Raw genomic sequence first — 13,692 nt, 5'->3', positions numbered from 1 at the left:
CTCAACGGGCAGTGAGCAGACGCGGGATGTCCAGGGGCAGGGACGGTTTACCAAACAGATAGCCCTGGATGATGTCGCAGCCCATGGCGGTGAGCTTCTCAAACTGCTCCAGGGTCTCGACTCCCTCAGCGACCACTTTCATCCCGAGCGTTCGCGAGATGTCCACCATCGCCTTCACCACGGCTTCGTCGGCAGCGTTTTCACAAATATTGGTGACAAAGCTTCGGTCAATCTTAATGCGATCCACGGGGAGCTTGGCCAGCCGCCCGAAGTTGGTGTAGCCCATCCCGAAATCGTCCACGGAGAGCTGGAGCCCCATGTCCTTAATCCGAAAAAGAACGTCTTTCACCTGGGCCTCGTCTTGCTGCATGAGATCCGTCTCCGTGATCTCCAAGTCCATGTGCTCCGGGTTCGCACGGGAAGCGGCGAGTAGCTCTTTGATCTGATCGGTTAGGTGAGGCTGGGCAAGCTGCCGTCCTGAAAGGTTGACCGAGACTCCCAACCCGGAGAGAACTTGCTGCCAGCGTGCGGCCTGCCCAAAAGCCTCACGCATCACCCAGTGCCCTAGCGGGACAATCAGACCAGAGTCTTCGGCCATGGGGATGAAAGTGTCGGGCGGGATCATGCCTAGCTGCTGGTGGTTCCAGCGCGCCAGTGCCTCATACCCCACGAGCTGCCCTGTGCCCGCCGCCACCTGCGGCTGGTAGTGCAGGAGCATCTCGCCTCGGTCTACGGCTTGCGACAGCCGGGATTCCAGCGCCAGACGCTCGATCCCACTGAGGGTCATTCCATCGCGCCAGAGTGTGACGTGGCCACGCGATGCTTTCTTGGCCTGGTACATCGCAGTATCGGCGCGCTCTAGTAGGGTCTTCGGGTCGGTGCCATGAAAAGGAGCAATGACCATCCCGATACAGGCGGTCAAACGAATATCAATGCCTCGTAGTGAGAACGGGGACTGCACTGCATCCAGGACTTTCTGCGCCACGGAGTTGACATCGGCTTCCGTCGCGACCCCAGGCAGCAGTGCGACAAAGACATCGCCCTCCAGCCGCCCGATCACATCCTCGGCGCGGAGCGCTGCCCCCAGTCGCCGCGCAATGATTAGAAGTGCCTGGTCGCCGCCTTCCTGGCCCAGCGCCTCATTGACCCACTTGAAGCGATCCAGTGCCAGCTCTAAAACGCCAAACGCACCGTGTGCGCCCGACGTGAGCATCCTCAGGATAGCTTCCTCGATCGCCTTGCGGTTCAGAAGATCAGTGAGGGCATCACGGTGCGTTTGGCGACGGATCTCCAGCTCGACCGCACGTGTCCGGGTGATGTCCCGCGCGGCTGCATAGACCAGTCCCCCTTCTTTGCCGGGTGCGATGCTCCACTGCAAATAATGAAACTCCCCCGAGGCCGCCAGAAATCGGCACCCAAAGCGTGCGATGGAGCCTTGTGACACCTGCGCCAGCGCCGCAGTCACCTCAAGACGATCCTCATCGGGAATCAGCTCAAAGAGCTTGTGACCATCGAGGCTTTGTTGCGTGTAGCCCAGTGCTTTTTGCCAGGCAGGGTTTACCCGTACCAGGGTGCCCGAGAATATCTCCAGCAGGCAGAGCATCTCCGCCGACTGCTGGAAAAACTCATCGGCGTTGCCGGAGGAAAAGACCACTTGAGGCTGAATAGAGACGGTGATTCCGGCTATATCAGGCACGATCTCGATCACTTGATGTCCTAGCTCAGGAAGCTCAGCCTTATAGGAAAACGCCTTACGCGTGGCCAGTGCTTGCAGGAGTCCATCGTGAATCGCCTCCCAAACCGGAGCGCTACAGATCGAGCGCAGGCTCTCGCCCAGACGCGCCGCACCTGCCTCTCCCTCAATGGAAGTAAAGCGAAGCTGATGGTCCAGTTGGAATCGTCTAGGCAGCATATAGGAAACAATCAAAAAACAGGTAGCAAATTGTACCAGAAACCAGTAATTCCTGTAGTACAGGATTATCGGTAACTGCGTCATAACTAATTAGTAGTTACGCAATGGAAGAAAGACTAGTTGAACTTGAGCGAGAATCGGAGCGGCTGCGACAAGATGTCGCAGCGCTGCGCTCGCATTTCACCGAGCGCCAGCAACTGGATGTCCTCAAAGCCGAGAATCAGTTTCTGCGCCAGGCGATCCTTCGCTACGCCCTTGCCTGCGGCGCCGCCGATCTGCAGATGGCGCTTGTCCGCTCCCGTCACGAGCGCACGGGTGAGAGCGTCAATCAGCTCAAGCAAGCCACCGAGGAAGAAGAAGCGTCGTCCCGCGCCCTCCGCGATATCGCGCAGAGTCTTCAGATCGCGTCACAAGAGCGTGACACACAAACAGAGCCGCAATGAACACATTTCGGGCTACAATAAGAGCCCATGCGAAAGACGGTTCTCTACGGCTTAGGGTTTTTACTTTTGCTCGTCAACGCCTACTTCGGCACCTACGCCTATGTCGTAACGCAGGCACTCCTCTGGACACAAACAGCGCTTCAGCGGGGCCCACTGGTCATGCTCTTTGCATTGGTGTGCGTAAATTTGGGCTTTTTAAAGTTCGCGAAGAAGTGGGCACTGAGTCAGAAAGAGCTGATCACCCTCTACGCCATGCTCTGCGTGGGCACCTGCGCGGCAGGCTATGGCTTTGTGCAGATTCTGATCAATCAAATCCCCGCACCGTTCTATGAGAACTATGCCACGGGCGGCAGTAAGTTTAAAGACTATATCTGGCCCAATATCCCCGAGTGGCTCGTCCCCCGCGACCCCGATGTCCTCAATGGCTTCTTCCGGGGCAATACGACGCTCTGGACACTCGCGAATCTCAAGGGCTGGGCGGTGCCCGTGCTGGCCTGGAGCGCGTTTATTATCGCCGTGTTCTGGACACTACTTTGCGCCATGTCGCTTTTTCGCAAGCAGTGGATCGAGGAAGAGCGCCTGACGTTTCCTCTGGTGCTGCTCCCGCTGGAGATCACGCAGAGCGGCGGGCGCGCCCCGATCTTCCAAAACCCACTCTTCTGGGCAGGTGTGGTGATAGCCGGGCTACTGGAGAGTGTCAACTACCTGAACTTTCTGTACCCGTCGGTGCCGAGCATTCCGCTCAAGCCTGGGATGGGCTTCAATGAGATCGGCCCGCTGCTCACGGAGCGCCCCTGGAACACCCTGGGCCGCTTCACCCTGGCGTTCTATCCCTCTATTATTGGGATCGCCTATCTGCTCTCACTGGAGGTCAATTTCTCATGCTGGAGCATGTATCTGGTGCAGAAAGCCATGATCATCAGCAGTGCCTGGCTCGGGCTCTCGGAGAGTGGAGGCAGCGGCCCGACCAACCGGATGCCGTTTATTAAAGAACAAGGGCTCGGGGCCTTTGCCGGGATCGCGCTCTTCTCGCTCTGGATGGCTCGTAAGCCGCTAAAAAAAGCCATGGAGGCGCTTGAAAAACCTGTCACGAATGACACGCACGAGGAGCTGATGTCTGCGCGAATGGCGCTCCTGGGCGGTATAGGCGGTCTGCTCTTTATGACGCTCTTTATGACGGCAGCAGGAGCGAGTTTCTGGCAGTCGCTGACCTACGTACTGATCTACACCTGCTGCGCCATCACGCTGGCCCGCATTGTGAGCGAGGCGGGCGCGGGCTGGGCGTGGGCACCAATGTGGGGAAACGGTCAGTTTGTGGCGGATGTTTTTGGACAAAATCACCTCTCGGGCAAAGAGGCAACCCTACTCATCGGCTACACAAGCTGGATGAACGACATGCGCGACAACCCTATGCCCCACTCCGCAGAGGCACTGAAGATGGCCCAAGGCGGCGGGCTCTCGCCGCGTGCGCTGCTCAAACCGCTACTCTTCGCGATTATTGTCGGCACACTGGCGGCGTTCTGGGCGCACCTGGATATCTACTACACCTACGGCGCCGCGACCGCAAAAGTGCGCCCCGCACTTCAGAACGGCGCAACGGGCCCCGCGCGCCAGGCTGTCTCTCTTCTCGTCTCCCCCACCCTCGCAGATATTCCTGGCCTACTAGGGATGGGCTTTGGCGCACTGGTCGCCCTTGTGATCTCCGTGATCCGACAGCGTGTGAATGGTTTCCCCCTGCACCCGCTGGGCTACGCCATCGGGATGACCAACACGATGGAGTACATGTGGTGCCCGTTTCTCATCGCCTGGGTCATGAAAACCATCACGTTGCGCTATGCCGGAATCAGGGGCTACCGTAAGCTGCTCCCGTTTTTTCTGGGCCTCATTCTCGGCGACTACGTGATCCCGACGCTCTGGGGAATCTTCGGAATGCTCACTGGCTACCAGATGTACCTGGTCTTTCCGCATTAAACCGCCGGTTGAAAATTGGGCGGCTACCCCACCCGCACCCGTACCTCGGCTCCCTTCAAACCCGCCGCCTCGGCACGCAAAATCACCTCGCCTTTTGTGTCGTGCTTGGCGCGGATGATGGCAAGCGCAAGACCGTGGAACGCGGGGTACTCGCCCGTCTGAAAGCTTCGCGGGTTGGTGGCATCGCCATTGCCCACGGCGGCGAGCGTGGCGGCGGAGCCCGTGAGCGTGAAGTGGATCAGGTGATCCGCACTGGGTACTTGCTCACCCTTTGCATCCACGATTTTCACCGTGATAAAGCTCAGATCGTGGCCACCCGTCAGTGACTTTCGATCCATGTCGAGCTTTAAGGCGACGGCGGAACCCATCGTGCGCTGGACAGCCTCTGCCCAGTGCTTGCCGTTTTTGTAGGCGACCGCCTTAAGCTCACCCGGTGCATAGAGCACGTCGTCCCAGACAAGCCGGTAGGTGAGCGGGGCGCGTTTCTTACGCCCCAGCGACTTGCCATTCAGAAATAGCTCGGCCTCATCACCGCTGGTGTAGAGATGTACCGGGGTGACTTGGCCGTCACGGCCCGGCCAGCTCCAGTGCGGCAGCAGGTGCGCCATGGGCAGCTCGGGCCGCCAGCGGGCCTGGTAGAGATAGAAACGATCTTTCTTGAAGCCGCACAAGTCCACAATCCCAAAGTACGAGCTACGAGACGGCGAGTGGTTGCCCAGCTTCTCAAAGAGCGCCATCGCTTTCTCACGCTCCTTGGGATCGGAGAAGTTCAGCGCGTTGCTCCGGTCCTGGTTGTAGGGAGTCGGCTCACCCAGATAGTCAAAGCCTGTCCAGACAAACTCGCCCGCGACACTCGGGTTCTTATCAAGACCCTCCCACTCGATATCTGGCTTCATTGCCCAGGGCGGGGCGTAAAGATCGTAGGAGCTGACCTGAAAATTGTAAAAACCCTTGCTCTTGTCTTGCTCCACGGGAAAGAAGTACTCGCCGTAGCTGCTCACACACGAGCTGGTCTCGCTTCCAAAGAGCGGCTGGCGGGGATACCGGGCACGAAATGCGCCGTAGAGATGCGGTTTGTAGTTATATCCAAACATATCCACCGTCTCGGAGAAGCCATTACTGCCTGCATTTGCATTGTTACAGCCCGCTGAGACCAGACGCGTGGGGTCTTCGCGGTGAAAGAGCGCCGTAAGCTCGCGGGAGAGCGCGGCTCCGGCGGCGTTGCCCTGCTCGGGGATCTCGTTGCCACTGCTCCAGGCGATGACACACGGGTGATTCCGGTCGCGGTGAACAAAGCTCACAATATCGCGCTCGTGCCAGGCATCGAAATCTAAGTGGTAGTCATTGGGTTTCTTCCCGCGCCGCCAGCAGTCAAATGCTTCGTCAATGACCAGAAAGCCCATTCGATCACAGGCATCCAATAGCTCTGGCGCGGGCGGATTATGGCTGGTGCGAATAGCATTGCAGCCCATTTCTTTGAGAATTTCAAGCTGGCGCTCAATAGCGCGCTCGTGCACCGCGCCGCCCAGAAGGCCTAGATCATGGTGGTTACAGACGCCGTTAAGCGTGACGCGCTGCCCGTTGAGCAGGAAGCCCTTTGCGCCGTCCCAAGCAATGCTGCGAATGCCAAAGGTCGTGAGCTGGGTATCGGAGAGCCGACCTGAAAACCAGACGCTGGTGCGTAGCGTGTAGAGCTGAGGCTTCTCAATGCTCCAGAGCTGCGGGCGGACAAGCGTGACACTTGCCTTGCGTCCCTCGGCCTTGGCGACCACCTTTCCTTTCCACAGAATCTCATGGCGCACGTCAGCATGAACCAGAACCTCGCCTCCCTCCAGTTCCGTCTCGATGGCTACCGTAGCACGCTCTACTGTCGCCTCGGGCGTATGGACAAAGATCCCATTGTGAGCAACATGCTCTGGATCGCCCGTCACCAGCCAGACGTGGCGGTAGAGCCCCCCACCCGGATACCAGCGCGACGAGTCGGGCGGGTTATCGAGGCGCACCGCAATCAAATTTGTGCCCGTGTGGGCTAAGTGCGGCGTGAGATCCACCCGAAAACTGGCGTAGCCGTAGGCCCACTCGCCCGCAAGAGCACCATTCACATAGACTTTCGGGTGGCTCATCGCACCATCGAAGTCTAAGTAAACGCGCTTCCCAGCCGCCTGTTGCGGCAGCATTTTCCGATACCAGCCGATCCCTGCCCAAGGGAGCTTTCCCGTTTCGTTGGGCAGATCCCCTCGAAACGGCCCCTCGATCCCCCAGTCGTGCGGCAAGTCCAGTGCTCGCCACGCGCCGTCGTCGAAGCCCGGCTTCTCCATGCCTTCCGGCTCAGGCCGCGAGCCTCCCTCAGGCATCAGCCCAAAACGCGCAAACTTCCAGCCCCGGTCAAAAGAAAGACGATTCATAGAGACATTATACGCCGCCTACGTTCGTGTGGGCGGACAAAACGGGGCGGTTATTTGGGCGCGTTAAATACTTTGCTATCCACAGGCACGTCCCAGCGCGTGCTCTGGATAGTAGTGACAATACTGCCCATGCTGGGGTTCTTCTGGACGCTTCTATGTGGCACGATCACGCCCCCGCTCTCGCGAAAGTCGGAGTAGAACTCGGGGGTGTCGGTGTCGCGACGCAGCACGAAAAAGCTCTTGGTGGAGACATAATCGGTCATGCGCTCACCGGATTTGGTGGTCTTGACGAGTACATAGCACTCCTCGCCCTCCACTTTGTCTGTGCCCGTAATCGCAAATTTCTCGAAGAGCGCCTTAGGCTCCAACAGCCCCATCGCCAGATCGGCCTCGGCGCGGAAGCGCTCGCTGTTTCGGGTGGGCTGAGGCGGAAGGAAGCTGAAGCTAATCCAGACGGCTTTGCCATCGTAGCCATTTGCGATCCAGCCGATCTTCTTGCCAATCGCGGTAACATCCAGCCGCTGTGCCTGCTTGCCCTGGCTCTGGTAGTTCTCGCCGGTTGCCTGCATTCCCTGGTTCTCAAAGTCCACCATGAGGGTATCTACGCGGCTTTTATGCTTGCTCCAGGCCACTTTTCCGCCCACAGCCTCCAGCATCTTAGCGAGAAGCCCGTCCACGGTCAGCGGGGCTTTGTAGACGTTGGTCGTCTCTTTTGCCAGCAGCATCTTCACACCGGGCTGCTCCCAGAGCATGCCTTTTTCATCAAATGTCGCTTTGAACCCCTCAGGCAGTGGCGGCGCAAGCCGATAGGCGCGGCCTCCAGCGTGCTGCATGGCATACGGCGGCTGGCCAGGGACGTTGAGTACGAGGTGATCTTTGTCAAACGTCACTTTCATTGTCATGGCGGGCGTGGTGCTCACATAGCTCCCGGCTTCGTCTTTGGTGGGCACCGACGGCGCGGCAGGCTTGACGGAATCTGATGGGGTGGGCTTCTTCTGCGCCGACTTCTCGCCGCTTAGGTTGCGCCAGACAATCTCCTGAATCTCAGCGGCCATCGGGCTCTGGCTGACATTGCTGAGCATAACCAGCCCCCATTTTTTCTCAGGGATAAAAGCCACTTCCGCATTGAAGCCATCTATATTGCCGCCATGCTCAACGACCGAAATCCCTCGCCACTTTGGCAAGAACCAGCCGTAGCCGTAGCCGATTGTCGGGCTCATTGCCATCTGCTGCGTTGTCATCGCGGCGTAGCTCTCGGTGCTCAGAAGGGGCTTGGCTCCTTGCAGCAGCGCCTCCACCCACTTAGCCATGTCTACCACAGACGAGTTAATCGCTCCGGCGGGGGCGGTGGCCGCAATATCGCGCCAGACAAGCGGTTTCTGAGTGGCGGGATCGTAGCCGGTGGCGTGGTCTTTGTCGGCGAGGGCTTTTGCTACCGAGAGCGTGCTGCGTGTCATGCCCAGCGGTGCAAAGATCTTTGTCTCAATAACTTGCTCATAGGGCATCGCGAACGCAGTGGCGGCGATCTCTCCGGCGGCGGCAAAGAGAATGTTCTGGTACTGAAACTTCTCTCCAAGCTTGGCCGTGGGCTTCGCCTGTCCGACCGCCTGGATCAGCTCTTTCCGGCTAAGCGTGCCCTCAGCCGCCAGCATCATAAAGTCCGTGCGCGGCAGGCCCGAGCGGTGGCAGAGCAGATCGGAGACAGTGATCTGTGCGCTGGCTTCCGGGTCGCGGAGCTTGAAGTAGGGCAGGTAGGTCACAGGCCGCTCCGTGAGCTTGACTTTTCCGGCATCCACAGCCATCAGCACCGAAGCGGCGGTGAAGGCTTTTGTGGACGAGCCAATGGAGTAGAGCGTCTCAGGAGTCGCCGGGAGCTTCTTTGCCACATTGCGCAGACCAAAGCCGTGGGTGTAGACCAGCTTGCCGTCTTTGAGCACCGCGAGCGAGAGGCCCGGAATTTTGAACTTTATCCGCGCTGCCTCCACCTCTTTTTCCAAAGCCGAAAACTCTGAGGTTTGCGTCGGTTGGGCAGAGGCGAGCGCGGGGAGAGCGAGCGCGAGAAGCGAGGCGAGAAAATAGCGTTTCATCGCCTTTAAGAGCACGCTCAGTGGTTTTTAGTTACAGCTTAGCGCTCAACATTGTGAGTGGCAGCCACGAGAGTAAATATCGTGGTCGCACTTGAGAGAGTAACTCCTCTATCCTATTTTTTAGAAGAGTTCTTTAAATATTCAGGAAGGCCGCAAAAGCAACACGGAGTACGGCGAGCTAAGAGCTTGACGAAACGACACACTGCCTGTAATGAGCCGCTCGACCAGGCTATGGCCGTGCGCCCCGAGGATAAGCAGATCCGCGTGTGTCTCCGCCATCGTGTCAGCGATGGCTGTGTCTATGGGCTTGTCTACGACGCGGGACTGCATCACAGGCGCGGACTCACCAAATGCGGCATCCAGCCGTGCAATCGTGTCGGCGTTGCGGCTCATCAGCCCGTGCTCAATCTGCTCACTCGCCACGGCTCCTGCCTCGCCTCGTGCCAGAAGCTGCCCACGCATGGCGGCAATCGGAAAGGCAGTGAGAACCGTCAGCTCCGAAACCCCACGCGGAAAGAGCTCCCCCAGAAGCGCGGCACACTTGTCGGCATAGGGCGAGTGATCGGTGGCAAAAACCACATGCAACGGTCTATCGGGCAGGGCAGGGCGCGCAAGCAGGAGGCTCTCTTTCGCCCCCAGAACGGCGGCGCGGGCGACACTACCCACAAAGGCGCTCTTCCATACCGGATCGTGCGAGGCATTTAGGGCCAGCAGCTTTGCTCCCGAGCGCTCCGCCGTGGTCAGAAGCGTGTGCGACGGGCTACCGTTCACAACTGTCTCCGTTGTCGGATAGACCGTCCGTAGCTCGTCGGCGACATGCGCCACCACCTGCCCCGCATCGGGCCACTCATGGGTCTCATAGTACGACGCGGCGAGTCCCGAGAGCACAGGAAGCAGCTCACCGCCCGGGAAGACCAGGGGGGCGACGATATGCACGACTTCAACCTCGCTGCCCACAAACGCGAGCCGCTTCAGCAACGAGACCACCGGCGCATTGGCCTCCGGCATCCGACTATCCACACCCAGAACGATTTTCATGTCCCTATCTTAGGAGCAATACGTCTCCCTTGGCTCAGCGATTCGGCAGATTTGAAGTACAATAATGACATGGTCTCTCTTTCGGTTCGCTACGAAGGCAATAAGAAGTGCCACCTAACACATCAGGAAGGCATGACTCTCAACACCGATGCCCCCAAAGACCTCGGTGGGGACGCATCGGCGTTCTCTCCCACGGATTTAATTGCGGCGGGGCTGGCCTCTTGCATCCTCACCACGATTGGGATGTGGGGCGAGCGCCATCAGCTGAACCTGAGCGGGATGCGCGCCACGGTGGACAAAGAGATGAGCACGCCTCCCCGACGTATCGGACGGCTCTCTGTGACGATTACTGTGCCTGCCGCCGGTGTGCCCGAAGCGCTACGCGCCCGTTTGGAGGTGATCGGCCATAGCTGCCCCGTGCATGCTAGCCTCCACCCCGAGATTGACGCACCGATAATTTATCAATACGTGTAAAATCTGTGAACCAAAACGCACTCTGAGTTGTCTCTAGGAATTATGATGAAAATGCTCCCCCTTGCCTTGACAGTCCCCTCGGTTCTGGTTGCCGCTGCTCTTGCCTTACCGCACAAGGCGGAAGCCCCTCTCGTGGGCACGCGCCTGCCTGACTTCCGCACGACCACGCTGGAGGGCAAAGAGTTTCACTTCTATGGACTTGCCGGAAAAAAGGCGGTCGTTTTTTACTTTCTCGGAGCGGACTGCCCTATTGCCAAGCTCTCCTTGCCCAAGCTGGCAACTCTGGCTAAGAAGTACGAAGCCAAAGGGGTGGCGTTTGTTGGCATCAACCCCAACGGCAGCGAGACCACTGCCCAGACTCTGGCGGCGGCCAAAGCAGCTGGGGTGAATTTCCCAATTATTGCCGACCGTCAGCAGAAGTTCGCGGACTTTGCAAAGGTAACCCGGACGTGCGAAGCGCTTATCGTGGATGATAAAGCCACTCTTCGTTATCGTGGCAGCGTAGACGATCAGTACGGACTGGGGAGCCGCAAGCCCAATGCGAGCAAGCACTACCTCACCGATGCCCTTGATGCGATCCTGGCCAGTAAGCCCGTGACGACCGCCAGTAGCGCCGTTCCAGGCTGTCTGCTGGATCGCAACCTGCCGGAGCCAGCCGCTGATGCGGAGCCTGAGGCTATTGCGGCACTGACGCTTCCCGACGTGGGGAAAGTGAGCTACGCCGAGCATGTCGCCCCGATCCTTCAGGAGAAGTGTGAGAGCTGCCACCGCCCCGGACAAGTGGGGCCGTTCCCGCTTCAGAGCTACGCCAACGCCAAGCGCTGGAGCGCGATGATTGGGGAGACGGTGACCAACAGCCGCATGCCCCCATGGCACGCCGACCCGCGCCACGGTAACTTCGTCAACGACCGCAGCCTCAGTGCCAAAGAGAAGGCCACCGTGCTGGCCTGGGTAAAGCAAGGCACCCCAGAGGGCGATCCTAAAAAGCTTCCCGCACCTAAGACATTCGCATCGGACTGGAATATCGGCAAACCCGATAGGGTGCTCAAGATGGACAAGCCCTACACCATTCAGGCAACGGGTGTCCTGCCCTACCAGTGGTTCCGCGTCCCGACAGGCTTCACGGAGGATAAGTGGATCCAGGCCGCCGAAGTCAAGCCCGGTGCTCGAAGTGCGGTGCACCATGTTCTGGTGTTCTTGGACGATAAAAGAGGCGGTGTTCCCAACGGCCTGGATGGTTTTGTCGCGGAGTATGTCCCGGGCGAGAGCCCTATGGTCTTCCCCGCAGGCATCGCTAAGAAGATCCCCAAAAACACGGATCTGATGTTCCAGGTGCACTACACGCCCAATGGCACGGAGCAGAAAGACCTGAGCGAGCTCGGACTTATCTTCTCCAAAGAGCCCCCCAAAGAGATCGTGGACACCATTGGGATTCTTAGCCTAAATCTACGCATTCCCCCAGGCGCGGAGAGTTATAAGTCGTCACGGAGCTTCACGGTTCCGGTTAGCTCCACGATCTACTCCTACTCGCCGCACATGCATGTTCGCGGCAAGGCATTTCGAATGAGCGCGGCCTACCCGGATGGCAAAGAGGAGACACTGCTCTCGGTGCCTAAATACGACTTCAACTGGCAGACGCGCTACATGCTCAAAGAGCCCAAGAAAGTTCCTGCGGGCACGAAAATCCTTATTGAGGCATGGTACGACAACTCCACCAAGAACCCACACAACCCCGATCCCACCAAGACCGTCACCTGGGGCATACAGACTTTTGAGGAGATGATGATCGGCTTCATTGATGTTGTCTCCGAGGGTAATAAGACAGAACAGCTCCGGATGCAGAACCTGCTAGGAGGCTTCGGGGGGCGAAGACGGAATCAGCAGTAGGGTATAGTAAGGCCACGCATGCCTGATGATGAAACCCCTAAACAGCGCCTCGAACGTATCAAGCTCATTGAGCGTCTCATTCTCATCCCCTTACTGCTCCTGGCTGTGGGGGGATTTTTCACCTTTGGTCGGGCCATTGTGGTCGGGCAGTCCATGCTCCCCACACTCAAGCCCGGTCAGCGCCTGACCATTCTCAAGGCATGGAAGCTCTTCTCACCGCTCAAAGCAGGCGATATTGTCGTGGTTGGAGTGAAAGCGGGCCAGAAAAACCGGGACGAAGAGATCGTCAAGCGGGTTATCTTCATCCAGAATGACGCCGGTACCCGCCCTTGGCCGGAGATCGTGAAAACGCCCACCGGCACCTACCCAACCGCAGCCCTCTTCAGCCGAGAGAGGTTTTCAGGCAACGCCCGTAGTGGCATCTACATCCTAGGCGATAACATCAACAACTCCACCGACTCCCGCGACTTCGGCGCGGTCTTTGAGTCTGAGATTATTGGAAAGGTTTGGCGTTGAGCGCAGTTTTAACAACGAATATTTTGGGTCTGACGAAGCTCGGGCAGGGGAAAGTGCGCGATCTCTATGCCGTGGGCGAGGACAGGCTCCTGCTGGTGGCTTCGGATCGGATCTCGGCCTTTGATGTGGTGATGGCCCAAGGCATTCCGGGTAAGGGACGCATTCTCACACAGCTCTCAGTGTTTTGGTTTGGGATCACACAAGAGGTGATTGCCAATCACTTGATCACTGCCGACGACACGGAGATCGCCGCCGCGCTTACCGCTGTCGGGGGTGTCTGGGACGAGACGCTCACGGGCCGGGCGATGCTCTGCAAACGCACACACCCTCTCAAAATCGAGGCCGTGATTCGGGGCTATCTCTCCGGCTCGGGCTGGAAAGCATACAAGACCGACGGCCCCAATCTCTGGGGCAACCCGCTACCGGCAGGCTTAGTCGAGTCCGACCGGCTGCCCGCCCCGATCTTCACGCCCAGCACCAAGGCCGACGCGGGCCACGACGAGCCAATGACTCCCAGTGAGGCCAAGGCACTTCTCGGCGAACACTACGACGTCGTGGTAAACGCCGCGCAGGGGCTCTACAGCTTCGCCCTCGCCCACGCCGAAAAGCGCGGGATCATTCTGGCAGACACCAAGTTCGAGTTCGGGCTCAACGAAAACAACGAGGTGATTCTAATTGACGAAGCCCTCACTCCGGACTCGTCGCGCTTCTGGCCCGCCGACACCTACCAGCCGGGCGGTGCACAGCCCAGCTTCGATAAACAGTTCCTGCGCGACTTTCTAGAGTCCGTCCCCGGCTGGAACAAGCAAGCCCCGCCGCCCGATCTGCCCGAGGCCATCATCGCCAAGACCGCCGAAAAGTACGAAGAAGCCTGGCGACGGCTCACCGAGTAGCCCCCCCAGCCCCCGTCCAACGGGGGAGATGAGAGGAATCGGATTCCTTGTTGTTCCCCCGCCGGG

The 13,692-nt window shown here is 58.8% G+C and carries 10 protein-coding genes; 6 read left to right on the top strand and 4 right to left on the bottom strand.

Annotated elements, in window-relative coordinates; all coding sequences use genetic code 11:
* Position 1 precedes the first annotated feature (1 nt).
* Positions 2-1,912, bottom strand: coding sequence for a putative bifunctional diguanylate cyclase/phosphodiesterase (locus tag ACH2ED_RS22045; protein WP_395094889.1), 1,911 nt, complete (start codon positions 1,910-1,912; stop codon positions 2-4).
* Positions 1,913-2,016: 104 nt separating this feature from the next.
* On the opposite strand from ACH2ED_RS22045, the gene ACH2ED_RS22040 reads away from it, so the two are divergent.
* On the top strand, positions 2,017-2,355 hold the full coding sequence (locus tag ACH2ED_RS22040) for a hypothetical protein (protein WP_395094888.1): 339 nt from the start codon (positions 2,017-2,019) through the stop codon (positions 2,353-2,355).
* A gap of 27 nt (positions 2,356-2,382) precedes the next feature.
* A complete protein-coding gene (locus ACH2ED_RS22035; protein ID WP_395094887.1) occupies positions 2,383-4,326 on the top strand; it encodes a DUF6785 family protein in 1,944 nt (647 codons plus the stop codon).
* A 23-nt stretch (positions 4,327-4,349) separates the two neighbouring features.
* Here the strand turns inward: ACH2ED_RS22035 and galB are convergent, their stop codons facing one another.
* The 3 genes from galB to ACH2ED_RS22020 form a co-directional block, all read right to left on the bottom strand.
* A complete protein-coding gene (gene galB / locus ACH2ED_RS22030; RefSeq protein ID WP_395094886.1) occupies positions 4,350-6,731 on the bottom strand; it encodes a beta-galactosidase GalB in 2,382 nt (793 codons plus the stop codon).
* A gap of 50 nt (positions 6,732-6,781) precedes the next feature.
* Positions 6,782-8,818: a serine hydrolase domain-containing protein gene (locus ACH2ED_RS22025; protein WP_395094885.1), complete on the bottom strand. Its 2,037-nt coding sequence runs from the start codon at positions 8,816-8,818 to the stop codon at positions 6,782-6,784.
* Between the two features lie 141 nt (positions 8,819-8,959).
* Entirely contained in the window at positions 8,960-9,856 is an 897-nt protein-coding gene (locus ACH2ED_RS22020; RefSeq protein WP_395094884.1) for a universal stress protein, read from the bottom strand.
* Between the two features lie 69 nt (positions 9,857-9,925).
* On the opposite strand from ACH2ED_RS22020, the gene ACH2ED_RS22015 reads away from it, so the two are divergent.
* Genes ACH2ED_RS22015 through ACH2ED_RS22000 form a run of 4 tightly spaced genes read left to right on the top strand, consistent with a single transcriptional unit; the run spans position 9,926 to position 13,626 of the window.
* Positions 9,926-10,330: an OsmC family protein gene (locus ACH2ED_RS22015; RefSeq protein ID WP_395094883.1), complete on the top strand. Its 405-nt coding sequence runs from the start codon at positions 9,926-9,928 to the stop codon at positions 10,328-10,330.
* A gap of 51 nt (positions 10,331-10,381) precedes the next feature.
* On the top strand, positions 10,382-12,217 hold the full coding sequence (locus tag ACH2ED_RS22010; protein ID WP_395094882.1) for a redoxin family protein: 1,836 nt from the start codon (positions 10,382-10,384) through the stop codon (positions 12,215-12,217).
* An 18-nt stretch (positions 12,218-12,235) separates the two neighbouring features.
* Positions 12,236-12,733 (top strand): S26 family signal peptidase, encoded by a 498-nt coding sequence (locus ACH2ED_RS22005; protein WP_395094881.1) that lies wholly within the window; start codon positions 12,236-12,238, stop codon positions 12,731-12,733.
* The gene (locus ACH2ED_RS22000) at positions 12,730-13,626 is read left to right on the top strand and encodes a phosphoribosylaminoimidazolesuccinocarboxamide synthase (RefSeq protein WP_395094880.1); all 897 of its coding nucleotides are present in this window, start codon (positions 12,730-12,732) and stop codon (positions 13,624-13,626) included. Before ACH2ED_RS22005 ends, ACH2ED_RS22000 begins: the two co-directional genes overlap by 4 nt.
* Positions 13,627-13,692 lie beyond the last annotated feature (66 nt).

The sequence above is a fragment of the Armatimonas sp. genome, assembly GCF_043757465.1.
GTDB lineage: Bacteria > Armatimonadota > Armatimonadia > Armatimonadales > Armatimonadaceae > Armatimonas.
The sequence above is the reverse complement of the archived record's forward strand: the minus strand, read 5'-3'. Positions and strand labels throughout refer to the sequence as shown.